Here is a 22,989-nt window from a genome sequence, read left to right as displayed (position 1 = left end):
GGTCAGTAAATTGTGTTGTCAGGTAACGAAAAAACGCTGACAAGCGAGGGATTTTTGAGGCTGTGTTCGAAGGTGTGGCGGTGCTGCCGGGAGGCGAGGCCGGCGTCCGCGTCCGGAGGTGCGGGCGGCTGCCGGGTGGGGGCTGGCGACGGGGGCGCCGCGGTTCTGGGTGCCATGTATGGCATATAACCGCTTGGACATCTGGTGCGTCAAATTGATCTGACGGGAATGGTGTCACCCGGTCGGGCGTTCTCGATACAGAAGCGCGGTAAGACGAGCAGGAGGCTGTGGTGCTGAATCCGGAGAACCTGTACGAGGTGGACTCCGATGTCCCGGACCTGACCGGAGCGGTACTGCTGCACCACTTCGACGGGTTCATGGACGCGGGAGCGGCCGGGCGGGTGCTGGTCGAGCACCTGCTGGAGAACTACGAGCACCGCGAGATCGCGCGGTTCGACGTGGACGGCCTGATCGACTACCGCTCGCGGCGGCCGCTGATGACCTACTCGACGGACCGGTGGGCCGATTTTGCCGGACCCGAGCTCGTGGTGTATCTGTTGCACGACGGCATCGGCACCCCGTTCCTCTTGCTCACTGGGCCTGAGCCGGATGTGCGGTGGGAAGCTTTCACCCAGGCTGTGCGCAGCCTGATCGAACGGTGGGGCGTCCGGCTGACCGTCGGTTTCCACGGGATTCCCATGGGTGTCCCGCACACGCGACCGCTGGGCGTGGTGGCCCACGCGACGCGCCGGGAACTGATCTCCGAACACCAGCCGTTCTTCAACCGGGTGCAGGTGCCCGGCAACGTGAGCGCGTTGCTGGAGCTCCGCCTCGGCGAGAGCGGTCACGACGCCGTCGGGTTCGCCGCGCAGGTGCCGCACTACCTCGCGCAGTCGACCTATCCGGCGGTCGCGATGACCCTGCTCGACCACGTGGTGCGCACCACCGGGCTGGTGCTGCCCGCGGACTCGTTGCGGGAGACCGCGCGCCGGGCTGACGCCGAGGTTCAGCGGCAGGTCGTGGAGTCGGAGGAGATCGCGCAGGTGGTGGGCGCACTGGAGCGGCAGTACGACGCGTTCGCCGAAGCCGCGGGCAAGGAGAGCCTGCTGCTGGAGACGGCCGAGGACATGCCGAGCGCCGAGGAACTGGGCGCTGAGGTGGAGCGGTTCCTGGCCGAGCAGCAGGGCTTCACCGACCCCCGGGACAACTGAACACGAGCTCGCCTCGACTGTTCGGCCGCCAAGGCGGGGCAACGGGTTGGCGCGCTGGCGGCCGGGCCGGACGAAAGGTCAGGCCGGGATGACCGGTCAAGCTGAGGTAGCGCAGTTGGCGGCCCCAGCAGGGCTGGGCAGCGAGCAGGACCGGTGCGGCGAGCAGGTCCGGTGTGGCCGGTGTGGTCGGCGGCTGGTGCTGACGGCTGGGTAGCTGGCGCCATCGGCGTAGCTGGGAGGACCGGCTCCGCTGGCGGCTGGCCAGTGCCCGTGGCGGCCTGCTAGCGGTGTGGGCGTCGCACTTCGCGTCGCTGATACGCGATCCGTTTGGGCAGAAGCGGGTAGTGGCCAGTGAGCGAGGCTGGTGTGGCTTGCGGTCCGGGACCCCGGGCGCGGGCTGTGCGGGCCAGGGCGGCGGGCCGGCCCGCACAGCGTCCACGGCCGCTGGTGCGGACACCAATCATCCTACGATTGGGCCGAAGCGGTGACAACGTCCGATGTCGGACTCGGACGTGATGACGGGCGTGCTGTCTGAGCGGCTCCGTGGTGGGCGGGAGCCGTCCGGGCGATGTGGGTCAGCCGGTGGTGTAGGCGACGATTGCCGGGGCGCGCCAGTCGCTGGAGACGATGGTGGCGCCCTTGGCAGAGAGGTCGCGGACCCGGGCCTGGGCGTCGGGAACCGGTGGGTTCACGCCGTCGATCGCCGGGGCCACGCGGTGGGCGTCGGTCATGACGACGAAGTACTTGCCGCCCAGGTACGTGCCGGGATAACCGGCGTAGGCGCTGGCGTCGCCGTCGAAGGCGACCAGCCAGGGCGCGCGGTTGCCGGCGCGGTCGCCGGTGCGCGGGTCAGACGGCGCGGCGCCGTTGATCGCCGGGAAGGCCATGGTGGTGGCCAGGGTTCCGGTGCTGTTGGCGTTGATCAGGCGGTCGGCGTACTCCACGTCGGTGTGGTAGCGGTCGAAGGGGTTCGCGGCCTCGAGGGTGCCGCGTTCGACCAGGAGCAGGAACTTGCCGGTGAGGGCGGCGCGGGCAGGCCAGGCTCCGGACTGGGCGGCGGCGTCCAGGGTGGGGTGGTCGCCCTTGAGCTGGGCAGGGCCGAAGACGTTGGCGGCGCCCAGGTTGTCGGCGATCAGGCGGTCGAGTTCCGCGGGGCCGAAGCCGCCGCGGCCGTCGAAGCCGTTCTTCATCTCCAGCTTGAGCACGACCAGGGGATGGTTCGGCTGGGTCTCGTGCCACAGGCGGATGTTGCGCAGGCAGGTGGCCAGGTTCTGGTCGCGGGCGCCGGTGCGCAGCTGCTGGTAAGTGTCCGCGGCGGCGCAGTTGTTGCTGTTGCCGGGATCGTGGCTGACCTTGAAGTCCCTGGTGCCGAAGAAGTTCGTCCAGACGTCCAGCTCGAGCATGCCCGCGCCGGTGTCCAGGGCGTCCACCAGGTACGGGAAGGTGGACTGGATGTAGGCGTTGTGCACGCCGACCGTGGTGGCCCCGGTCGCGGTGCTCGCCTGGGCGGGAGTGGCGGTGGCGGCCAGGGCCAGCAGGGCGGCGCCGACGGCGGTGGCCGCGCGAGCGAGTGGGCGATGCATCGTTGTGCTCCTCAAACCGAAACCCGGTGGCGGATGAGGAGAAACTAGCCGGGTCGGGTGTGCGCGGGATGTCCGCTGGATGGCTGGTGCGTTGATCACCGGGAGCGGCGGTTTCCGCCGCGGCGGGGGACGGCGCAGGCCGGGGTCTGGCGGATCGGCGGCCGCGGGGCAGCGGATTGGCGGCAGCGGGGCAGCGGGTTGGCGGTGGCCGGGGCCGGGGAGCAGGCCGGGACGAGGGCTGGCGGATCGGTAGGGGCGGGCGCGGTGGATTGACGGGTCGCACGGCTACGGCCTAATGGGTGTGGCCGAATGGCTAGGGCCGGATGGGTGGAATGTCGTCGGCGCGTCCAGGAGCGAAGCGCTGGGGAGGCGGTCGAAATTGCCTCGGGTATTGGTCGCCGACCGGCGCGGCAATTGCCTGCGCGCGCCGGTCGGTTCAGATATGTGACCCGCGGGGGAATTCAGTCTTCGACGTGGATGGCCATCGCGGGGCACAGCACCGCGGCCTCGCGCACCGCCTCACCCAGTTCGGCCGGCGGCTCCGCCTGGAGCAGCACGACCACGCCGTCCTCGTCCCGCTGGTCGAACACCTCGGCGGCGGCCAGCACGCACTGGCCGGCGCCGACGCAGGCTTCTTCGTCGATGTTGACGCGCATTTCCAACTCCTGTTGTGCGGTGGTGGGTCGCGGCCGCCGGCCGGTCAGGCCTGGGTGTCCCAGGTGACCGGCAACGAACGTACGCCGTACACGAGAGCGTCGTGCTTGAACTCGATTTTCTCGAAGGGAATCCCCAGACGCAGCGTCGGGATCCTCGTGTAGAGCCTGGCGAAGACTTCCTGCAGCTCCACCCGGGCGAGCTGCTGGCCGAGGCACTGGTGGGCGCCGTAGCCGAAGGTCAGGTGGGCGCTGGCGTTGCGGCTGAAGTCGATCTCGTCGGGGCGGTCGAACACCGACTCCTGCCGGTTGCCGGAGGACAGCGCGGCGATGACGAACTCGCCCTCCTTGAACACCACGTTGCCCACCGGCAGGTCCTCCACCACCCGGCGGAACACGCCGAACTGCACCACCGACAGGTACCGCAGCATCTCCTCGACCGCGGCGGGGGCGATCGACGGGTCGGCGCGCAGCTCGGCCAGCCGGTCCGGGTGCTGCAGCAGCGCGGCGGCGCTGAGCGCGATCATGTTCGCGGTGGTCTCATGCCCGGCGATCAGCAGCGAGATGCCGAGGGTGACCAGCTCTTCCACGGTCAGCGGGGTGCCGGAGGCGTTGGCGCGCTGGATCAGCCTGCCGAGCAGGTCCTCATCGGTCGGGTTGGCCAGCTTCGCCATGACCAGCTGGGCCATGTAGCCCTGGATCTGACCACTGGCCGCCAGCCGCTGCTCCTGGGTGATGTCGACCTTGAGCAGCACGCCGCTGGCCGCCTGGAACATCTCCCGGTCGGCGTAGGGCACGCCGAGCAGCTCGCAGATCACCAGCGACGGGATCGGCAGGCCGAAGTCGTGGTAGAGGTCGGCCTCCGTGCCTTCGAGCATCGCGTCGAGGTGCTGGTCCACCAGCTCGGCGATGTAGGGCCGCATCGCCTGGATGCGCTTGACGGTGAACTCCGGGGTCAGCAGCCTGCGCAGCCGGGAGTGCTCGGGACCGTCGTGGTGCAGGATCGAGCCGGGGTTGGCCGGGGCGTCGAGGTCGGCCTCGGTGTTGACGTGGTTGGACGGCGAGGCGGCCCGCGAGTTCAGCCGGGGGTCGGCCAGCACGCTGCGCACGTCCTCGTACCGGGTGACCAGCCACGCGTCCACGCCGACCGGGCAGCTCACCCTGCTCACCGGGGCGCTCTCCCGCAGCTCCCGGTACTCCGCGGCGGGGTCGAACGGACAGCCCGGGGGCCGGGTGTCGGGGAAGGCGGCGGTGGCGGGGGCGCTGGCGGTCTCGGTCATGGCCGGGGAGTCCTCTCGGTGGTGGGAGTCGAGCGGCGGGGCATGTGGAGAAAACTGGCAGTTACTGCCACTATGCCAACGCTGCCACTATGCCACGTGTGTCGAACACCTGTCGGGCACGGTCCGTGCTGTTAGCCTCCGGGCGAAGAGGGGCTGGTCAGGAGGTGCGCCGATGGGGCTGCGCGAGGTGAAGATGCAGCGCACCCGGCTGCTGATCGCCGACAAGGCGCTGGAGCTGTTCGCGGCGCAGGGCTTCGAGGCGACCACGATCGAACAGGTCGCCGCCGCGGCCGAGGTCGGCACCCGCACGCTCTACCGCTACTTCCCGACCAAGGAGTCGCTGATCGCGGGCTTCGTCGAGGAGCACCTCACCGACTCCCTCGAGGTCATGCGCGCCCAGCCCGCGGACCGCCCGCTGCCCGAGGCGCTGCACGCGGTGCTGGCCCGGCTGATGCGGGTGGTCGCCGAGGACTCCGACCGGGTCGTCGCGGTGTACGCGCTGGCCAGGCACACCGACTCGCTGCAGGCCAGGCTGGCCGAGCAGACCTGGCGCTGGCGCGATGAGCTGGCCACCGAGATCGCCGCCAGGATCGGCGGGCCCTCGGTCCGCCTGGTGGCCGCGCTGGCCGCGGCCACCGCCATGGGACTGATCGAGGTCGTGCTGCGGGAATGGGTGGACGGCGGCGGCACCCGGCCACTGCCCGAGATCACCCGCGACGCGCTCAAGCTGCTGCACGCGGGCGCGGTCCCGCTACCGGAACAGCAGGGCCACTGACACCGTGAACGAGGTCGCCGGGCAGCCGTGGCGCGGGCCAGGGACGAGGCGGAGCCGGGCGACCCGCTGGGCAAGCTGGGCGCGATCTTGCGGGCCTACCTGTGCTTCGCCACCGGCAACCCGGCGCACCAGCGCGTGCTGCTGAGCTTCCCCAAGGGCGTCGGCGTCTCCTGGAGCGACCGCGCGACCACCCGCCCCGGCGGGAAGGTCGGCCTGATCGTCATCGAGGCGCTGGAGGCTTGCGCCGCCACCGGCCATCCGCTGCGGGTCCCGCCACAGCTGGCCTGCCAGGTCATCCTGGTCGGCGCCTTCGGCCGGGTGGTGCTGGCGCAGGCCAGCCGGGGCCTCTACGACGGGGCGAGCGTGCCGGAGTTCGTCACCGAGCTGATGTCGCTGGTGTTCGAGCGCGGCGTGGTGCCGAGCGCGTTCGACGCCTGAGGTCCTTTTCTCCGTCGGCGAGTCCGGTCCGGGTCGAGGAAGGGAGAGCCGCCGGATTCTGGTCGCATATGTGAAAGCCTTGTCGGACTACGTTCCGTGTCCTAATGTGACGTCACCCCGCCAACCTGGTAAGCGCTTTCGAACTCTGATACCGGCCCCTGCAAACGTCGGTATTCGTCGTTCGGACGCGCCTTTTCTTGGAGGTTGGAATGCCGAGAAAACGCCGTGTCCTTGCCGTGCTCGCGGTCCTGGGTGGGCTTGTGCTCACCGCCCCTGCCGCGCAGGCCCAGGTCGAGGGCGGTGGCTGGTCCTCCCGTTCCCCTGGCTTCAACGTCCAGCAGCGCGGCTGCGGCCAGGTGAACAACCTGACCTTCACCCTGACCTGCTCCACCGCGAGCGGGGACCAGCGCGCGGAACGCAGGTACGACACCTACGGAGGTGGCACCTACCAGTTCGAGGGATCCTTCCGGGTGCAGAGCCTGGGCGGCACCCGGATCTCGCTGAAGCAGACTTTCCGCGAAGGTCCCACCGCCGGACCGTTCTTCATGCTCGCGGTGGAGCGCGGCGGGCGGATGTACGCGGTGCACGGCGGCGCCACCATCGCCTCCGGGGCCACCGTCGGCGCGACCGTGCGGGTCAACACCGTGCACCAGGTCGGCAGCGAGCACCGCACCTACATCAACGGTTCCCTGCGGCACAGCTACGCCAGCTCTGGCAGCCAGTTCTACGACAAGTTCGGCGCCTACCGCACCAGCAGCGGTCAGGGTCCGGCCACCGTGGTGTGGAGCGGAATCCGCTTCTGGCGCAAGTGATCCCGCGCTGACACCCCAGCCCTGACCCGCGCGGTCGTCCCGGTGCCACCCGCCGGGACGACCGCGTGCCCTTCGACGTCTCGAGGCCCGCCGTGACCAAGCTCCGCGCCGTGCTGCCCGCGCTCGCCCTGCTGCTCTGCGCTTGCGCTTCAACGGAATCCGCGTCCCCGGCCGGTCAGCTCACCGGTCAGTTGGACACTCCGGTGGACATCACGCTGCGCTGGACGAACTCCGGGCCGCCGGTGGCCGGGCGGGTGATCGAGTACTCGCACGAGCCCAACGGCGACTACACCGTGCTGAAGTTCCTGGCCCCGGAGGAGACCAGCTACCGGCACGCCGACCTGATCCCGGAAACCCGGTTCTACTACCGGCTCCGGCCCTACTACGGCGCCGCCTCGCCCGAGCAGTCGGTGACCATGCCCGAGCCGAAACCGGGGGACAAGCCGGAGGAGGACTCGCACGAGTGGGCCGTGCCGCAGACCCTGCCCGGCGCGCCCGCGGCCACGCAGTCCTTGCGCGCCAACGCTTCCGCCTCGGCCCCGACCGAGGTCAAGGCGACCGTGATGACCAGCCAGGGCATCCGGTTCACCTGGCGGGACAACGCCACCGACGAGGACCACTACGCGATCGAGTCCAAGGCGGCGGGCGCGGCGCAGTGGGGGACCGCGGCGCTGCTGGACCCCAACATCAACTCCTTCGGCCTGGTGACCCTGCCGGAGGAGCGCACCGCGACCTACCGGGTGCGCGCGTTCTACTACGGGCCCGCCTCCAACCTCGTGGACCTGCGGACCGGGCGCGGGAAGTCCTAGGCGGACAGCGCGCGGCGGCAGGCCTGGTCGGCGGCGCGGGTGGTCTCCGGCAGCCGGTAGCGCGGGGTCAGCGCCAGCGTGTGCGCGCAGGCGGTGTCCAGGTCGATCAGGTGTCCCGCGGAGACGTACACCGGTTTCACCCCGCGCTGCGTGCGCAGCACCCGCCCGACCACCTCGCCGTCGTCGACCAGGTCGGTCGCGTCGCCGCGGTCCGGGCCGGGTTCCGGGGCGGTGCCGATGAGCCGGGTCTTGCCGACGCCGAAGACCGGCAGGCCGGTCAGCACGCCCAGGTGGCAGGCCAGGCCGAAGCGGTGCGGGTGGGCCAGGCCGTGGCCGTCGACGACGAGCAGGTCAGGGGTGGCCGGGAGACTGGACAGCGCGGTGAGCAGGGTGGGCAGCTCGCGGAAGGCGAACAGGCCGGGGATGTAGTCGAAGGCCGGGACGCCGGTGGCGGTGGACTCGGCCAGGACCTCGTGGGTGGCGAAGTCGAGCAGGACCACGGCGGCGGCCAGGGTGCGGTCGTCCTTGGCGTAGGCGACGTCCAGGCCCGCGACGGTGGCCGGGGCCTGTGGGCCGGGGCCGGTGATGTCGACCTGGGCGCGCAGCCGGAGCTGGATCGCGCGGGCCTGCTCGGCCGTGGCCGGCCAGGGATGCTCGGTCACGGACCCCACAGGGTGATGTCCGCGCCCTGACCGTCGCCCTTGCGGCCGGTGATCTTCAGCAGGGCGAGGCGGCCGAGCCGGGAACGGGCACAGTAGAGGTGGCCCTGGGCGATCGGCGCATTGCCCACCGACTCGGCGGCCAGCAGATCAACGCATTCCTTCTCGCTGGGGGTGTGCTTCCCGGTCCAGCGGGCCAGGTTCTTGCGACCGGCGCCGAAGGTGATCAGCAGCGGCGAGCCGTAGTAGAAGTCCCAGTCGGCGGAGCTCTTGGGGTCGCGGATCGGCGGGGTGGTGTCCAGGTCGAGCCCGGTGCCGTCCAGCACGAGGCTGCCCCGCCAGGGCTCCGCCTTCGCCACCGGACTGGTCGGCGCGGTGCTGTTACCGGGCTGCCCCACGGGCGCGGGCGCGGGACTCTCCTGCGTCGCCGGATCGTCCTTCAGCAAGCCGAAGACATCGGTGGACGCGGACACGACCGCCGCGGCCGTGCCGATCACAGCCAGGAAGATGGCCAACCGGCCGAAGTTCTCGGACATCACCGCGGATTTTCGCACGTCCCGGTGACCCGGCGGAGCGGATTCGACACGCTGCAAGCCAGCTGCAAGAAATGTATGCATTTTGCGCTCCCTTGCGTCATCATTGCCTCATGACTCGACGACTCGCCGAGGTGGCGCGCAAGGTCGGGGTGAGTGAGGCGACGGTCAGCCGGGTGCTCAACGGCAAGCCCGGCGTCTCGGAGTCCACCCGCAACGCCGTGCTCACCGCCCTCGACGTGCTGGGCTACGAGCGACCCACCCAGCTGCGCGGCGAACGCGCCCGGCTGGTCGGCCTGGTGCTGCCCGAACTGCAGAACCCGATCTTCCCCGCCTTCGCCGAGATCATGGGCAACGCGTTGGCGCAGCAGGGTTTCACCCCGGTGCTGTGCACTCGCACCGCCGGCGGTGTCTCCGAGGCCGACTACGTCGAGCTGCTGCTCGCCCAGCACGTCTCCGGAGTCCTGTTCGCCGGTGGCAGCTACGCCCAGGCCGACGCCTCGCACGAGCACTACCGCCGCCTGGTCGAGCGCCAGCTGCCCACCGTGCTGATCAACGCGGGCATCGACGAGCTGGGCTTCCCCCGGGTCTCCTGCGACGACGCGGTCGCCGCGGAACAGGCGCTGACCCACCTGCTCTCCCTCGGGCACACCAAGGTCGGCATGGTGCTCGGCCCGCCGGACCACCTGCCCTCGCGGCGCAAGCTGGCCGCCTTCACCGCCGCGGCGGCCAAGGCCGAGCTCAGCGTGCCTGCCGAATGGGTCGGGCACGCCATGTTCTCCCTGGAGGGCGGGCAGGCCGCGGCCGCGCGGCTGATCGAACGCGGGGTCACCGGCATCGTCTGCGCCTCCGACCCGCTCGCGCTGGGCACGGTGCGCGCGGTGCGGCGGCGCGGCATGGCGGTGCCCGCCGACGTCTCGGTGATCGGCTACGACGACTCCGCGTTCATGAACTGCACCGACCCGCCGCTGACCACCATCCGCCAGCCCATCGAGGCGATGGGCCGGGCCGCGGTGGACCTGCTGGCCGCGCAGATCAACGGCGCCGAGGTCACCGCCGAGGAGCTGCTGTTCGAGCCGGAGCTGGTGGTGCGCGGGTCGACCGCGCCCGCGCCGGAGAAGTGACCGTCAGTACATAACAAGGCTCAGTCGACTTCTTGCTAGATCTCATCGGGATATTGCGCTCCGGTGGACCGGGCTCCTATCGTGAGCCGCGCCACAGGTCCCGCCGGAGCGACCTCCCACCGAGAAGAGGCACGAGCGATGATGAGACCTCGTACCCGCAGCGCCCTTGGCGCTCTGCTCGTCGCCGGACTCGGCCTGACCATGGCCGGGTGCGGCGGCGATGCCCCGCCCACGGCGGGCGGCAAGGTCAAGATCTCCGTCAACGGGCAGCCGCCCGGCACCCAGGCCTTCCAGCGCAAGATCTTCGACGAGGACGTGGCCGCGTTCGAGGCGGCCAACCCGAACATCGACATCGAGCCGCACGAAGGCTTCATGGACCCGAAGACCTTCGCCACCAAGCTCTCCGGCGGCCAGCTGGAGGACGTCTACTACGTCTACCTCACCGACCCGGCGCAGATCATCGCCCGCCGTCAGGCCGCCGACATCACCGACCACCTCAAGGACGTCCCGCTGGCCGGTGAGCTCAACCCGCAGCTGGTGCAGGTGTTCACCGACGGCAAGGGCCGCCAGTACGGCCTGCCCACCGCCAACTACTCGATGGGCCTGCTCTACAACCGCACCCTGTTCGGCAAGGCCGGACTGGACCCGGACAAGCCGCCCGCCACCTGGGCGGAGGTGCGCGCGGCCGCCAAGAAGATCAGCGCGCTGGGCGGCGGCGTGGTCGGCTTCGGCGAGCTGAGCAAGAACAACCAGGGCGGCTGGCACCTGACCAGCTGGCTCAACTCCGTCGGCGGCGCGGTGGCCCGCCAGGAGGGCGAGAGCTGGAAGGCCGACTTCAACAACGACAAGGGCAGGGCCGCGCTCCAGCACCTGTACGACATGCGCTGGACCGATGACTCCATGGGCAGCAAGCAGCTGCTGGAGATCCCCGACCTGCAACGCCTGATGGGCGCGGGTCAGCTCGGCATGTACATCGCCGCGCCGGACAACGTGCCGGTGCTGGTCAACCAGTTCAACGGCAGGTACGAGGACTACGGCCTGGCCCCGCTGCCCGGCGGTCAGGGCACGTTGATCGGCGGCGAGGGCTACATGATCAACCCCAAGGCCACCCCGGAGAAGATCAAGGCCGGACTCACCTGGCTGCGCTGGAAGTTCCTCGACCCGGCCAGGATCGAGAGCAACCTCAAGCGCTACGCCGAGCAGAAGCAGCCGATCGGCCTGCCCGTGCCACCGGCCGCCGACGTCTGGGTCGGCCCGGTGCGCGAGCAGCAGGAGAAGGTCAAGGCCGCCAACGCGACCATCCCGGTGGCCAACTACCAGCCCTACATCACCGCCGCGCCCAGCCTGAAGGGCAACCTGGAACCGCCGAACGCGCAACAGGTCTACGCCGCGCTGGACACGGTGATGCAGGCGGTGCTGACCAACAAGGAGGTCAACATCGGCCAGCTGCTCGCCGAAGCGGAAACCAAGGTCAACGGTGTTCTTGCGCAGCTCCGGTGAGCTGAGCGCGGCGGCGGCGCCGGGGCGGGGCCGGTGGCGCCGCAAGCTCAGCGAGAACCTCACCGCCTACGGCCTGCTCGCCGCCGCGCTGGTGGTCTTCGCGCTGTTCTCCTGGTGGCCGTTGATCCGCGGCGTGCTGCTCAGCTTCCAGCAGGTCGACTTCGTCAACCCGCCGACCTGGGTCGGGTTCGACAACTTCGAGCGGCTGTTCAACGACCCGCTCTTCGGCGCGGCCTGGCGCAACACCCTGCTGTTCACCGGACTGGCGCTGCTGCTGGGTTTCGCGGTGCCGTTCCTGACCGCGGTGGTGCTCAACGAGCTGCGGCACGCCCGCTCGTTCTTCCGGATCGCGGTGTACCTGCCGGTGATGCTGCCGCCGGTGGTGACCGCGCTGCTGTGGAAGTGGTTCTACAACCCCGGCCCCGGCCTGTTCAACGAGGGCCTGCGCGCGGTCGGCCTGTCCGGGCTGAGCTGGCTGGACTCCAGCAGCACCGCCATGATCTCCCTGGTGCTGGTCTCCACCTGGGCCAACATGGGCAGCACCACGCTGATCTACCTGGCCGCGCTGCAGACCATCCCCGGCGAGCTGTACGAGGCGGCCGAGCTGGACGGTGCGAGCCTGTGGCGGCGGCTGGTGCACGTCACCATCCCGCAGACCCGGTTCGTGCTGCTGGTGCTGCTGCTGTTGCAGGTGGTGGCCACCATGCAGGTCTTCACCGAACCGTACGTGATGACCGGCGGCGGGCCGGAGGACGCCACCGTCACCGTGCTGCTCCTGCTGTACCGGTATGCCTTCTACTACAACGACTTCGGCACGGCCAGCGCGCTGAGCCTGCTGCTGTTCGTGGTGCTCGGCATCTTCTCCGCCACCTACGTGCGCCTGACCAGGACGAGGAGCTGACATGTCGTCCACCCGCACCCTGGTCTCCCCGGCGGCCCTGCGCTCCCCGCGCGGGAAAGCCTTGTACTGGCTGGTTTTCGGCCTGGTACTGGTGGTGTTCCTGCTGGCCTTCGTCTTCCCGCTGTACTGGGCGGTGACCGGCGCGATGAAGTCGCCGGTGGAGCTGGCCAGGACGCCGCCGTCGGTGGTGCCGGAGACCTGGTTCCCGGAGACCTTCTGGCAGGCCTGGCAGGAGCTGGACCTGAGCCGCTACTTCCTCAACACCTTCATCGTGGCCGGCGGCGCGGTGCTGGTGCAGCTGGCGGTGTGCGTGCCTGCCGCCTACGCGCTGTCCAAGCTGAGACCGGTGCTGGGCAACGCGATCCTCGGCCTGATGCTGGCCACCCTGATGCTGCCGGCCTCCGCGCTGCTGGTGCCCACCTACCTGACCATCGCGGACGTGCCGCTGCTCGGGGTGAACCTGCTCAACAACCCAGCCGGGATCTGGCTGCCCGCGGCGGCCAGCGCGTTCAACATCTACCTGCTCAAGCGGTTCTTCGACGAGATCCCCGGCGAGCTGCTGGAAGCGGCCAGGATGGACGGGGCAGGCCCGGTGCGGGTGCTGATCAGCATCGTGCTGCCGATCTCCCGGCCGATCCTGGCGGTGGTGTCCATCCTCGCGCTGGTCACCGCGTGGAAGGACTTCATCTGGCCGCTGCTGGTGTTCTCCGACCCGAACGAGCAGACCCTCAGCGTGGCGCTGGAACGCGTCGCGCCGGACACCGCGCTCAACGTGCTCACCGCGGGACTGGTGCTGGCCAGCATCCCGATGATCGTGCTGTTCCTCATCTTCCAACGCCAGATCCTGGCCGGCCTCACCGCCGGCAGCCTCAAGGGCTAGACCCCACCTGTCTGGAAGGCGGCATCGTGATCTCCTCCGAGCGCACCACAACCACTCAGTCCACTGTGGACGGAACCTCGTCGTCCTGGTGGCGCGGGGCGGCGATCTACCAGGTGTACCTGCGCAGCTTCGCCGACGGCGACGGGGACGGTATCGGTGATCTCCTCGGGGCCCGCGCGAAGCTGCCCTACCTGGCGGAGCTGGGCATCGACGCGATCTGGTTCTGCCCGTGGTATCCCTCGCCGATGGCCGACGGCGGCTACGACGTGGCCGACTACCGGGACATCGAACCGGTCTTCGGCACCCTGGCCCAGGCCGAGGAGTTCATCGCCGAGGCGCACCGGCTGGGCATCCGGATCATCATCGACATCGTGCCCAACCACTGCTCCGACCAGCACCCCTGGTTCGCCGAGGCGCTGGCCGCGGCGCCGGGATCGCCCGCGCGGCAACGGTTCTGGTTCCGGCCCGGCCGGGGCGCCGACGGCGCCGAACCGCCGAACGACTGGCAGTCCCGCTTCGGCGGCCCGGCCTGGACCAGGACCGTCAACGCCGACGGCACGCCGGGGGAGTGGTACCTGCACCTCTACGCCGCCGAGCAGCCCGACCTCAACTGGACCAACCCCGAGGTGCACGCCGAGTTCGCCGACATCCTCCGGTTCTGGTTCGACCGCGGCGTGGACGGCCTGCGCATCGACGTGGCCGACGGGCTGGTCAAGGCGCCCGGCCTACCCGATGTGGCCGGGGTCAACGGGCAGCTGCCGTTCTCCGACCTGGACGGCGTGCACGAGATCTACCGGGCCTGGCGGCGGATCGCCGAGGAGTACGGCCCGGACCGGATCTTCGTCGGCGAGATGTGGCTGCCCGACCCCGAGCGCTTCGCCCGCTACCTCCGGCCGGACGAGCTGCACTCCGCCTTCAACTTCGACTTCCTGTCCTGCCCGTGGGAAGCCGGTCAGCTCAGGTCCGTCATCCAGTCTACTGTGGACAGTCACGCGCCGGTGGGCGCGCCGCCCACCTGGGTGCTGTCCAACCACGACGTGACCCGCCACGTCACCCGCTACGGCCGCGCCGGCGACACCGGCTTCACCTTCGCCGACCGCCGCCACGGCACCCCGGTGGACCGCGAGCTGGGCACCCGGCGGGCCCGCGCGGCCGCGCTGCTCAGTCTGTCCCTGCCCGGCGGAGCCTATGTGTACCAAGGAGAAGAGCTCGGCCTGTGGGAGGTCGAGGACGTGCCGGACGAGCTGCGCCAGGACCCGGTGTTCGCACGCACCCAGGGTGCGGACCCCGGCCGGGACGGCTGCCGGGTGCCGCTCCCGTGGGCCGGCCAGGCCGCCCCGTTCGGCTTCGGCCCCGAGGGCTCCCGGCCCTGGCTGCCGCAGCCCCAGGAGTGGGTGGGCTGCACCGCCGAGGCGCAGCAACGGGATCCGGGCTCGATGCACGCGCTCTACCGGGAGGCGCTGCGGCTGCGCCGGGAGCTGCCCGCGCTCGGCGACGGCCCGATGCGCTGGCTGGACCGCGGCGAGCAGGTCCTCGCCTTCCACCGCCCGCCCGGCTTCACCTGCGTGCTGAACCTCTCCGGCGCACCGGTCCCGCTGCCCGCGCACGAGCGGGTGCTGCTGGCCAGCGGGCCGCTGACCGGGCAGGACGAACTGCCCGCCGACACCGCGGTCTGGCTGGCCTGATGCCCCAGCCCCTGGCTGGTTCGGGAGGTCCGTCTCCCGAACCGGCCCGGTCAGTGCGCCGCCGCGACCACCCGTAGCCCGGGGTTCATCGCCCGCTCGACCTCCAGGTGCACCAGGCACCACCGCCGCCGCTCGCCGGTGACCGGGTGCTCCACCACCGCGGCCATCGGCGCCGCGCAGTGCCGCCGCCAGCCCTCCCCGCGCCACGGGCAGCTGTCCCTGCGACCGGTGCAGCGCAGCCCGCGACCCCGGAACACCCTGCGCACCAACGGATCGTGCACCGGGCAGACCGCGGCGAAGGACTCGCACACCGACAGGTCGGCGGCCAGCGCGGCGTCCTGCCTGCGCGCCTCCTTGCAGCGCAGCGCGGCGCGCACCTGCCGCTCCGGTGGCAGCAGCAGGTGCACGTCCGCGCTGGCCACGCCGTGCGCGACGAGCAGCTCGCTGATCCGCCACAGCACATCCCGCGCCGGGTCGTGCACACCGTCCTCCGCGTCGGGGTAGGGCGTCCAGACCGAGGCGGCGCGAGGCGGTTCGACGACGTGGTCCATGTCCGGGCAACGCGCGAGCGCCCCGGTTCGGTTCAGCCACCGGCCACGGTTACCCCGTTCGGCCCGCGCAAGCCGCTTGCGCCGATCCGGGCAAGCCCCTTGCGCCGCGTTACCGAGTCCACGCCAACCGCAGGCCTGATTGTGCAACTCTTGCGCAAATCGGTTGAAGTATTGCGGTCATCTGCTGGAAACATCTACCTTCGTCGACACCGCACCGATCCCCGGGGATCGCCGCCGCCACCGGCCATACCCAGATCAACCGAAGGTGCGCCCTGCCATGACAGACCTTCCCCGCAAGTCCCCACGGCGACTGGCTCCGCTGGCCGCGCTGTCGGCGGCGCTGCTCACCGCAGGCGCCGTCACCGTCCTGGCCACCGCGCCCGCGACCGGCGCGCAGGCGGCGCCCAACTCCGACATACCCGCCGGTTATGGCGCGAGCGTCCCGTTCACCACCTACGAGGCCGAAGCCGCGGCCACCAACGGCGGCGCGGTCGGCCCCGACCACACCCAGGGCACCGTCGCCTCCGAAGCCTCCAGCCGCCGCGCGGTCCGGCTGGGCCACGGCCAGTACGTCGAGTTCACCCTGGCCCGCCAGGCCAACGCGGTGGTCGTCTCGCACAACGTCGAACGCGGCCAGTCCGGCTCGCTCTCGGTCTACCTCAACGGCCAGAAGCTGCCCGGCAAGCTCGCGCTCACCGCCCGCTTCGGCTACCTGGACACCGGCTGGATCGCCGGATCCAAGACCCACCAGCTGTTCGGGCACGCCCGGCTGCTGCTGGGCCGCCAAGCTGGCCCCGGCGACCGGGTGCGGCTCCAGGTCGACGGCGGCGACCTGCCCGCGGTGATCGACCTCGCCGACTTCGAGCAGGTCGCGGACCCCGCGCCACAACCGGCTGACTCGGTCGCCATCACCGCCACCGGCGCCGACCCCAGCGGCGCGGCCGACTCCACCGCCGCGATCAACCGCGCCATCGCCGAGGCCCGCGCCCAGGGCCGCTCGGTGTGGATCCCCCAGGGCGAGTTCAGGTTCAGCTCGAAGCTGGAGATCGACAACGTCACCGTGCGCGGCGCCGGGCCCTGGCACGCCACCCTGCGCGGCACCCACCTCATCGACAACGCCAGCACCTCGGGCGCCCTGCGGCTGCACGACTTCGCGGTGATCGGCGAGGTGTCCCAGCGGGTCGACGACCGGCCGGACAACTTCGTCAACGGCAGCCTGGGCAACGGATCCGTGGTGTCCAACATCTGGATCCAGCACCAGAAGGTCGGCCTGTGGCTGGTCGGCCCGAACAACCACAACCTCACCATCGAGAACAGCAGGTTCCTCGACCTCAAGGCCGACGGCCTCAACTTCAACGGCTCGGTGACCAACTCGGTGGTGCGCAACAACTTCCTGCGCAACACCGGCGACGACGCGCTGGCCATGTGGTCCATCCACTCGGCCAACCGCGGCAACACCTTCAGCCACAACACCATCGTGCAGCCCAACCTGGCCAACGGCATCGCCATCTACGGCGGCGCGGACACCACGCTGACCCGCAACGCCGTGCTGGACACCAACGCACTCGGCAGCGGCATCGCCCTGTCCAACCAGGAGTTCATCGCGGGCAAGTACTTCACCCCGCTGACCGGCCTGATCACGGTGCGGGACAACGTGACCGTCCGCGCCGGGGCGATGAACCCCAACTGGAACCACCCGATGAGCGCGCTGCGCATCGACTCCTACGACCACCCGGTGGACGGCGGCGTGCGGGTCGAGCTGACCGGGAACCAGTTCCTGGACAGCCCCTACAGCGCGATCCAGACCGTCAGCGGCGGCGGCAAGGGCCTGCCGGTGAACAGCGTGCACGTCAACGGCGCCACCGTGCGCAACGCGCGCACCGTGCTGCTGCAAGCCGAGACCCGCGGCTCGATCACCGCGAGCAACGTCACCGCCAGCGGCCTCGGTCGCGCCGGGGTCTACAACTGCCCCTACCCCAACGGCACCTTCACCCTGCACGCCGGCGCGGGCAACAACGGCTGGCAGGGCAACGTGTGGCCGGGCTGCTCCTGGCCCGAGCCCGGCAGCGGCGGCAACCCGACCACCACCACCCCGCCGCCCGGCGGCGTGAACGTGGCCCAGGGCAAGGCGATCAGCGCGAGCAGCCACGTGCACGACCTGGCCGCGGCCCGCGCGGTGGACGGCAACGCCGACAGCTACTGGGAAAGCGCGAACCACGCCTTCCCGCAGGAGATCACCGTCGACCTCGGCGCCACCCACCAGGTCAACCGGGTCACCCTGGCCCTGCCGCCCAGCCCGGCCTGGGGCGCCCGCACCCAGACCGCGACCATCCTGGGCAGCGCCAACGGCTCCGGCTACACCGAGCTCGCCGCCTCCCGCGGCTACGCCTTCGATCCCGGCTCCGGCAACACCGCCACCGCGAACTTCGCCGCCACCGGCGTGCGGTACCTGCGGGTGCGGTTCACCGGCAACACCGGCTGGCCCGCGGGGCAGCTGGCGGAGCTGCGGGTGTACCCGGCCTGATTCCCCTGCACCACCGGGCCCCTGTCCGTTCGGGCGGGGGTCCTGTGGTGTCCGCGCCCGCATCTGTCCGGAACCGGTCAGCCGCACCCGATCCCTTGACCGGTCTGGACCACCGTGTCACGTTGAGCGTCCGCCGCCACGCAGTTGGGTCACATTTCCTTCCGCCACAAGGAGACTCAGATGCACCGCAGCGCAGCGGGCCGGTTGGGCCTCGCCGTGTCACTCGCCCTGTCCGTCGCCGCCGGAGCCGCGCCCGCGGCCCTGGCCGATCCCGTCCTCTCACCCGGACTGCTGCCCGCCATGCGGCAGGACCTCGGGCTCACCGCGGAGCGGGCCGCGCTCCGCGTCCGCCAGGAGAACCAGGCCTCCCGGCTGGTCCCGGCCGCCGAGGCCGCCGCGGGCGCGGCACTGGGCGGCTCCTGGTTCGACCCCGGCCGCGGCAGGCTGGTGGTGGCGGTCACCGACCCGGCCAGGGCCGACGCCGTGCGCGCCACCGGAGCCGAAGCCGTGCCGGTCACCCACACCGCGAAAGCCTTGGCCGCCACCAAGGACTCCCTCGACCGGCTCGCCGCGGCCAAGCGCGCCCCGGCCGGAGTGGCCAGCTGGCACGTCGACCCGCGCGCCAACACGGTGGTGGTCAACGTCGTCGAGGACGCCGAGGAGGCATCGGTCCGCGACTTCCTCGACCAGGCCCGCGCCAGCGGCCCGGTGACCGTGCACCGCGCCGGGGTCCGGACCCCGCGCACCTACGCGGCCGGGGTGGTCGGCGGCGACCCGTACTACACCGGGAACGTGCGCTGCTCCATCGGCTTCTCCGTGCACGGCGGCTTCGTCACGGCCGGGCACTGCGCGGGGACCGGCGCCCAGGTCAACGGCTGGGACCGCTCCTGGATGGGCACCTTCGCCGGCTCCTCCTTCCCCGGCAACGACTACGCCTTCGTGCGCACCGGCGGCGGCTGGTGGACGGTGCCGGTGGTGCTCGGCTGGGGCACCGTCTCCGACGCCCTGGTCCGCGGCTCCTGGGTGGCGCCGGTCGGGACCTCGGTGTGCCGCTCCGGTTCCACCACCAAGTGGCACTGCGGACAGGTGTTGTCGCACAACGAGACCATCAACTACGCCCAGGGCGCGGTGCACCAGATGACCGGCACCAGCGTGTGCGCCGAGGGCGGTGACTCCGGCGGCTCGTTCATCACCGGCGACCAGGCCCAGGGCGTCACCTCCGGCGGCTACGGCGACTGCCGCGGCGGCGGGCGGACCTGGTTCCAGCCGATCAACGAGATCCTGTCCGTGTACGGACTGGCGTTGCATACCGCCTGACGGTATATAACGCGGCCCAGAATATGTTTCCGATCTGAACACCTTGACTTTCCTCGGGAACCAGGGCCACCGTAGGGGGTGTGCGAGAGCGCTCTCACGCACACCCCCTGTGTCCCTACCAGCTGAGTTTCCAGGTCGCAGCCGCCAGTGGCATGGATCAGCTTCCTCGACGTGGAGGAAAGTTCATGATCTCTCGTCGCCTCTTCCTCGGCGCGTCCGCGACAGCTCTGGCCACCCCTGCCCTCGGCCAGCTCGCCGCGCACGCCACCACCGCCGCGACGCCGCAGAGATTCACCCTGAACCTGGTCAACAACTCCGGATCGGCCACCGCCTACGCCTATGTCGTGGGCCTGTCCGGCAACCGCCCGCTGTTCGTCCGCCGGGACGGCAGCTCCTACTACCCGCCCTCGCCCGGCTCACCGGTCACCCCGCTGGGCGAGGACCCCTCGATCGCCCTGGGCGGTCCCGGTTCCTCCACCACGGTGTCCATCCCGCGCATGTACGGCGCGCGGATCTACGTGGTGACCGGGGCGAAGCTCAACTTCTTCGTCAACCCCGGCCCGCACATCGTGCACCCCAGCTTCCTCAACCCGGGCGATCCCAACATCAACAAGAACTGGACCTTCGCCGAGTTCACCTTCAACGAGGCCGAGTTGTTCGCCAACATCAGCTACGTGGACTTCGTGGCCGCGCCGCTGGGCATCTCGCTGCGCTCGCTCTCCGGCCGGGTGGAGACCGTGCCGGGCCTGCCGGCCGGCGCGCTGGACGGGATCTGCGCGGCGCTGCAGGCCCAGGCGTCCAAGGAGGGCTCGGCCTGGAACCAGCTGATCCAGAAGGGTCCGGACGGCCGCAACCTGCGGGCGATGAGCGCGCACTACAAGGCGAGCGCGTTCGCCAACTACCTGGGCGGCTACATCGACCAGTGCTGGGCCAAGTACGCGGGCACCAACCTGGTGGTGGACACCCAGAGCGGGCCGGGCAGGCTCACCGGCCGGGTCAGCGGCGGGGTGCTGCGCTTCAACAACGGCGAGACCTTCACCAAGCCCAGCACCGCTGACGTGTTCAGCTGCGACTCCGGGCCGTTCAGCCTGGCCGGGGCCAGCGAGGTGCGCAAGGCGATCATCCCGCGGCTGGCCGCGGCGCTGAACCGCACCACGTTGCTGTCCAACCCGAACCAGCCGCACGGCGAGGTGGCCAGCAACTTCTACCGCACCCCGGCCACCAACCACTACGCCCGGATCGTGCACGAGCGCCTGCCGGACAACCGCGGCTACGCCTTCCCCTACGACGACGTCTCCCCGGGCCCGGACTTCAGCGGCGCCACCCGCTCCGGCGACCCGGGCACGCTCACCGTCGAGGTCAAGCGCCTCCGCTGATCCCGTCACACCGCGACGTGCGCCCGTCCGGCCACCGCCACCCCTGCTGCGGTGGCCGGCCGGGTCACGCCAGCGACAGGCGGGAGACGATCCGGTAGCGGTCGCCGCGGTAGATCGAGCGCGCGTACTCCACCGCACGGCCGTCGGCGTCGGTGGTGCGCCGGTCGAACAGCAGCGCCGGAGTCAGCAGTGGCACGCCGAGCAGCTCGGACTCGGTCTCATCGGTCACCGTCGGCTCGATCGACTGCACCGCCTCGCGCACCACCACCCCGCGTCTCCGCAACGCGACGTGCAGTCCGGGCCGCTCGAAGTCCACTGTGGACAGATCGGGGGCGACCGCGACCGGGATGTGCAGCTGCTCCAACGCGATCGGCATGCCGTCCACGAGTCGCAACCGGGCCACATAGGTGATCTCGGCCCCGGGGGACAGCTCCAGCTTGCGCCCGATCCTGGCCCCAGCCGGAATCCTGACCAGTTCCAGCACCCGACTTGACCAGTCACCCTCCGCCTTGGGCGCGGCCAGCGGCACCTGCTCGCCGAGGAGCTCCTGCGTGACCTTGTCCCGCGCCACGAACATGCCGCGCCCGTGCTCACGCACCAGCAGTCCGGAGCTGACCAGTTCGTCCACCGCCGAGCGCAGTGTGGGCCGGGAGACCGACAGCAGTGCGCAGAGGGTGCGCTCGGAGGGGATCGCGGTGCCCTGCGGCCGGGTCTCGACCAGTTCCACCAGGTAGTCGCGCACGCGCTCGCGCTTGCGCGCCACCGGTCTCGCCACCGCCCCAGTATGTCCGTGAGGACCGGACCCGGCCACCGGTTGACGCCGCCCGGCTTCTGTGCAACGGTCGTTCACGTCACTGAACTTACCAATTGGTCAAGTCAGGACGCCCGACACCGCCGCCACCCCGCACATCCCCGCGGTGTTGAGGAGGAAGTCGTGTCCCCGCAACGAATCCGGCTGCTGTCCGCCGGCCTGTCCACCCTGGTCACCCTCGGCCTGACCACCCTGCCCCCCACGAGCGCCGCCGCCCCATCCCAACCGGTGCTCCAGCACGGCACCACCCCCACCCAGCCGACCGAAGCCCTCTTCGACGACTTCAACTACACCAGCAGCGCCGACCCCCGCCTGCCCCAACGAGGCTGGACCGTCCGCTCCGGCACCGGCGGCCCAGGAGTCGGCGGCGCGACCTGGGACCCGAACCTGGTCAGCTTCCCCACCGTCGGCGGTCAACAGGTCGCCCAGCTGAGCGCCCAGACCAACGGAACCCCAAGCGGCACAAGGCAGTCGCAGCTCAACACCGGCCGCAAGTTCTTCGAGGGCACCTACGCCACCCGCTTCCACATGACCGACGCCCCGGCCCACGGCCCCGACGGCGACCACGTGGTGCAGACCTTCTACACGATCACCCCGCTCCGCCACGACCGCGACCCGGACTACGGCGAACAGGACTTCGAGTACCTGCCCAACGGCGGCTGGGGAGAGCAGACCAACACCATGTTCCTGACCTCGTGGGAGACCTACCAGCCGGACCCGTGGTGGGCCGACAACACCTCAACCCGCGCCCATCGCAGCTTCGCCGGCTGGCACGACCTGGTCCTGCAGGTCGCCAACGGCCGCATGAAGTACTACATCGACGGCCAGCTCATCGCCGACCACGGCGACAGGTACTACCCCGAGACCCCCATGCTGATCAACTTCAACCACTGGTTCATCGACCTCAACGGCGCGGGCCCGGAACGCCGGTACCACCAGCAGGCCGACTGGGTCTACTTCGCCCGCAACCAGGTCCTGACCCCAGCCCAGGTCCGCCACCAGGTCGACACCCACCGAGCCAACGGCACCCAGTTCATCGACACGGTCCCCGCCACCTGACCCCAGCCCGCCCCAGCCCCGCGGCCCAGCCCGCAGCCGAGTCCCGCGACCCAGTCCCGCTGCCCGGTCCCGCTGCCCCGATCCCGCCGCCGGGTCTCGCCGCTCGGTCCCGCCCGGTCCCGCCCGGGGGCCCCCGCAGACCGGGCCCCGGCATGCGGGGGACCCGGCGTGGGTGGGTCCCGCCGTGCGTGGGCTCCGGCGAGCCCGGGCTCCTGGGGGGCCAAGCGGCTGCGGCCGGGCGGCCGGGGTTAGGTGGCCGGGGCTGGGCAGCCAAGCGGCTGCTGCTGGGTGGCCGGGGCTGGGTGGCCGGGGTCGGGCGGCTTGCTGGGCCGGGGCTGCTTGTTTCCTGTGGTGGGGGTGGGCCGGGTGCTGCTCCGGTCCTGCCCGCCGCCGCCACCGTTCCTCTGCGGAACGCTCGAACCCCCGTTTTGGTTGCCTTCGCGTTTTGGCTTAGCACTCGGACGGGTGAGGCGGCGGTCGGGGCGGGGTGTGGCCAGCGCTCTGAGCT

Annotated in this window: 21 protein-coding genes; 14 read left to right on the top strand and 7 right to left on the bottom strand. The window is 70.9% G+C overall.

The window, feature by feature from the left end; genetic code table 11:
• Window positions 1-287: 287 nt before the first annotated feature.
• Window positions 288-1,211, top strand: coding sequence for a proteasome assembly chaperone family protein (locus N8J89_RS29860; protein WP_283660331.1), 924 nt, complete (start codon window positions 288-290; stop codon window positions 1,209-1,211).
• A gap of 575 nt (window positions 1,212-1,786) precedes the next feature.
• On the opposite strand, the gene N8J89_RS29855 is transcribed toward N8J89_RS29860, so the two are convergent.
• The 3 genes from N8J89_RS29855 to N8J89_RS29845 all read right to left on the bottom strand — a co-directional run bounded on the left by N8J89_RS29855 (window position 1,787) and on the right by N8J89_RS29845 (window position 4,727).
• Window positions 1,787-2,794, bottom strand: a complete 1,008-nt coding sequence (locus N8J89_RS29855; RefSeq protein ID WP_283660330.1) for a phosphatidylinositol-specific phospholipase C domain-containing protein — start codon at window positions 2,792-2,794, stop codon at window positions 1,787-1,789.
• Window positions 2,795-3,255: 461 nt separating this feature from the next.
• Entirely contained in the window at window positions 3,256-3,450 is a 195-nt protein-coding gene (locus N8J89_RS29850; RefSeq protein ID WP_283660329.1) for a ferredoxin, read from the bottom strand.
• 44 nt (window positions 3,451-3,494) lie between these two features.
• Complete coding sequence (locus tag N8J89_RS29845; protein WP_283660328.1) at window positions 3,495-4,727, bottom strand: cytochrome P450; 1,233 nt, start codon at window positions 4,725-4,727, stop codon at window positions 3,495-3,497.
• A 172-nt stretch (window positions 4,728-4,899) separates the two neighbouring features.
• Here N8J89_RS29845 and N8J89_RS29840 point away from each other — a divergent pair, with 172 nt between their 5' ends.
• From N8J89_RS29840 to N8J89_RS29825, 4 genes are all read left to right on the top strand, one after another.
• The gene (locus N8J89_RS29840) at window positions 4,900-5,502 is read left to right on the top strand and encodes a TetR/AcrR family transcriptional regulator (protein WP_283660327.1); all 603 of its coding nucleotides are present in this window, start codon (window positions 4,900-4,902) and stop codon (window positions 5,500-5,502) included.
• Window positions 5,503-5,529: 27 nt separating this feature from the next.
• The gene (locus N8J89_RS29835) at window positions 5,530-5,940 is read left to right on the top strand and encodes a WHG domain-containing protein (protein WP_283660326.1); all 411 of its coding nucleotides are present in this window, start codon (window positions 5,530-5,532) and stop codon (window positions 5,938-5,940) included.
• 209 nt (window positions 5,941-6,149) lie between these two features.
• Entirely contained in the window at window positions 6,150-6,752 is a 603-nt protein-coding gene (locus tag N8J89_RS29830; protein WP_252483915.1) for a hypothetical protein, read from the top strand.
• 92 nt (window positions 6,753-6,844) lie between these two features.
• Window positions 6,845-7,561 (top strand): fibronectin type III domain-containing protein, encoded by a 717-nt coding sequence (locus N8J89_RS29825; protein ID WP_283660325.1) that lies wholly within the window; start codon window positions 6,845-6,847, stop codon window positions 7,559-7,561.
• On the opposite strand, the gene N8J89_RS29820 is transcribed toward N8J89_RS29825, so the two are convergent.
• Both N8J89_RS29820 and N8J89_RS29815 read right to left on the bottom strand, forming a co-directional pair.
• Window positions 7,558-8,223 carry an endonuclease V gene (locus tag N8J89_RS29820; protein ID WP_283660324.1) on the bottom strand — a complete coding sequence of 222 codons (666 nt, stop codon included), beginning with the start codon at window positions 8,221-8,223 and terminating at the stop codon, window positions 7,558-7,560. The two genes, N8J89_RS29825 and N8J89_RS29820, sit on opposite strands and share 4 nt — an antisense overlap.
• A complete protein-coding gene (locus N8J89_RS29815; RefSeq protein ID WP_283660323.1) occupies window positions 8,220-8,756 on the bottom strand; it encodes a hypothetical protein in 537 nt (178 codons plus the stop codon). The genes N8J89_RS29820 and N8J89_RS29815 overlap by 4 nt, the downstream gene beginning before the upstream one ends.
• 110 nt (window positions 8,757-8,866) lie before the next feature.
• Between N8J89_RS29815 and N8J89_RS29810 the strand changes: the two genes are divergently transcribed.
• From N8J89_RS29810 to N8J89_RS29790, 5 genes are all read left to right on the top strand, one after another.
• The gene (locus N8J89_RS29810; protein WP_283660322.1) at window positions 8,867-9,877 is read left to right on the top strand and encodes a LacI family DNA-binding transcriptional regulator; all 1,011 of its coding nucleotides are present in this window, start codon (window positions 8,867-8,869) and stop codon (window positions 9,875-9,877) included.
• A 138-nt stretch (window positions 9,878-10,015) separates the two neighbouring features.
• Window positions 10,016-11,377, top strand: a complete 1,362-nt coding sequence (locus N8J89_RS29805) for an ABC transporter substrate-binding protein (RefSeq protein ID WP_502868346.1) — start codon at window positions 10,016-10,018, stop codon at window positions 11,375-11,377.
• Entirely contained in the window at window positions 11,355-12,278 is a 924-nt protein-coding gene (locus tag N8J89_RS29800) for a carbohydrate ABC transporter permease (RefSeq protein ID WP_283660320.1), read from the top strand. Before N8J89_RS29805 ends, N8J89_RS29800 begins: the two co-directional genes overlap by 23 nt.
• 1 nt (window position 12,279) lies before the next feature.
• Window positions 12,280-13,158 carry a carbohydrate ABC transporter permease gene (locus N8J89_RS29795; RefSeq protein WP_283660319.1) on the top strand — a complete coding sequence of 293 codons (879 nt, stop codon included), beginning with the start codon at window positions 12,280-12,282 and terminating at the stop codon, window positions 13,156-13,158.
• Window positions 13,159-13,184: 26 nt separating this feature from the next.
• Window positions 13,185-14,843, top strand: a complete 1,659-nt coding sequence (locus N8J89_RS29790; protein ID WP_283660318.1) for a glycoside hydrolase family 13 protein — start codon at window positions 13,185-13,187, stop codon at window positions 14,841-14,843.
• 50 nt (window positions 14,844-14,893) lie between these two features.
• Here the strand turns inward: N8J89_RS29790 and N8J89_RS29785 are convergent, their stop codons facing one another.
• Window positions 14,894-15,394, bottom strand: a complete 501-nt coding sequence (locus N8J89_RS29785; protein ID WP_283660317.1) for a hypothetical protein — start codon at window positions 15,392-15,394, stop codon at window positions 14,894-14,896.
• 277 nt (window positions 15,395-15,671) lie between these two features.
• Here N8J89_RS29785 and N8J89_RS29780 point away from each other — a divergent pair, with 277 nt between their 5' ends.
• From N8J89_RS29780 to N8J89_RS29770, 3 genes are all read left to right on the top strand, one after another.
• Complete coding sequence (locus tag N8J89_RS29780; RefSeq protein WP_283660316.1) at window positions 15,672-17,918, top strand: galactose-binding domain-containing protein; 2,247 nt, start codon at window positions 15,672-15,674, stop codon at window positions 17,916-17,918.
• A 180-nt stretch (window positions 17,919-18,098) separates the two neighbouring features.
• Window positions 18,099-19,235, top strand: a complete 1,137-nt coding sequence (locus tag N8J89_RS29775) for a S1 family peptidase (RefSeq protein ID WP_283660315.1) — start codon at window positions 18,099-18,101, stop codon at window positions 19,233-19,235.
• Window positions 19,236-19,420: 185 nt separating this feature from the next.
• Window positions 19,421-20,611, top strand: a complete 1,191-nt coding sequence (locus N8J89_RS29770) for a glycoside hydrolase family 64 protein (protein WP_283660314.1) — start codon at window positions 19,421-19,423, stop codon at window positions 20,609-20,611.
• A 64-nt stretch (window positions 20,612-20,675) separates the two neighbouring features.
• Here N8J89_RS29770 and N8J89_RS29765 read toward each other — a convergent pair whose 3' ends face one another.
• Window positions 20,676-21,386 carry a GntR family transcriptional regulator gene (locus tag N8J89_RS29765; RefSeq protein WP_283660313.1) on the bottom strand — a complete coding sequence of 237 codons (711 nt, stop codon included), beginning with the start codon at window positions 21,384-21,386 and terminating at the stop codon, window positions 20,676-20,678.
• 159 nt (window positions 21,387-21,545) lie between these two features.
• On the opposite strand from N8J89_RS29765, the gene N8J89_RS29760 reads away from it, so the two are divergent.
• Window positions 21,546-22,481 (top strand): glycoside hydrolase family 16 protein, encoded by a 936-nt coding sequence (locus N8J89_RS29760; RefSeq protein WP_283660312.1) that lies wholly within the window; start codon window positions 21,546-21,548, stop codon window positions 22,479-22,481.
• Window positions 22,482-22,989: the final 508 nt, after the last annotated feature.

This window comes from Crossiella sp. CA-258035, from assembly GCF_030064675.1.
In the GTDB taxonomy this organism is placed as follows: domain Bacteria; phylum Actinomycetota; class Actinomycetes; order Mycobacteriales; family Pseudonocardiaceae; genus Crossiella.
The sequence above is the reverse complement of the archived record's forward strand: the minus strand, read 5'-3'. Positions and strand labels throughout refer to the sequence as shown.

Excerpts from the sequence above, each read along its gene's own strand:
- N8J89_RS29815 (WP_283660323.1), bottom strand. The coding sequence starts at position 8,756 with ATGTCCGAGAACTTCGGCCGGTTGGCCATCTTCCTGGCTGTGATCGGC.
- N8J89_RS29810 (WP_283660322.1), top strand. The coding sequence starts at position 8,867 with ATGACTCGACGACTCGCCGAGGTGGCGCGCAAGGTCGGGGTGAGTGAG.
- N8J89_RS29770 (WP_283660314.1), top strand. The coding sequence starts at position 19,421 with ATGATCTCTCGTCGCCTCTTCCTCGGCGCGTCCGCGACAGCTCTGGCC.
- N8J89_RS29805 (WP_502868346.1), top strand. The coding sequence starts at position 10,016 with ATGATGAGACCTCGTACCCGCAGCGCCCTTGGCGCTCTGCTCGTCGCC.
- N8J89_RS29775 (WP_283660315.1), top strand. The coding sequence starts at position 18,099 with ATGCACCGCAGCGCAGCGGGCCGGTTGGGCCTCGCCGTGTCACTCGCC.
- N8J89_RS29785 (WP_283660317.1), bottom strand. The coding sequence starts at position 15,394 with ATGGACCACGTCGTCGAACCGCCTCGCGCCGCCTCGGTCTGGACGCCC.
- N8J89_RS29795 (WP_283660319.1), top strand. The coding sequence starts at position 12,280 with ATGTCGTCCACCCGCACCCTGGTCTCCCCGGCGGCCCTGCGCTCCCCG.
- N8J89_RS29830 (WP_252483915.1), top strand. The coding sequence starts at position 6,150 with ATGCCGAGAAAACGCCGTGTCCTTGCCGTGCTCGCGGTCCTGGGTGGG.
- N8J89_RS29855 (WP_283660330.1), bottom strand. The coding sequence starts at position 2,794 with ATGCATCGCCCACTCGCTCGCGCGGCCACCGCCGTCGGCGCCGCCCTG.
- N8J89_RS29850 (WP_283660329.1), bottom strand. The coding sequence starts at position 3,450 with ATGCGCGTCAACATCGACGAAGAAGCCTGCGTCGGCGCCGGCCAGTGC.
- N8J89_RS29845 (WP_283660328.1), bottom strand. The coding sequence starts at position 4,727 with ATGACCGAGACCGCCAGCGCCCCCGCCACCGCCGCCTTCCCCGACACC.
- N8J89_RS29840 (WP_283660327.1), top strand. The coding sequence starts at position 4,900 with ATGGGGCTGCGCGAGGTGAAGATGCAGCGCACCCGGCTGCTGATCGCC.
- N8J89_RS29780 (WP_283660316.1), top strand. The coding sequence starts at position 15,672 with ATGACAGACCTTCCCCGCAAGTCCCCACGGCGACTGGCTCCGCTGGCC.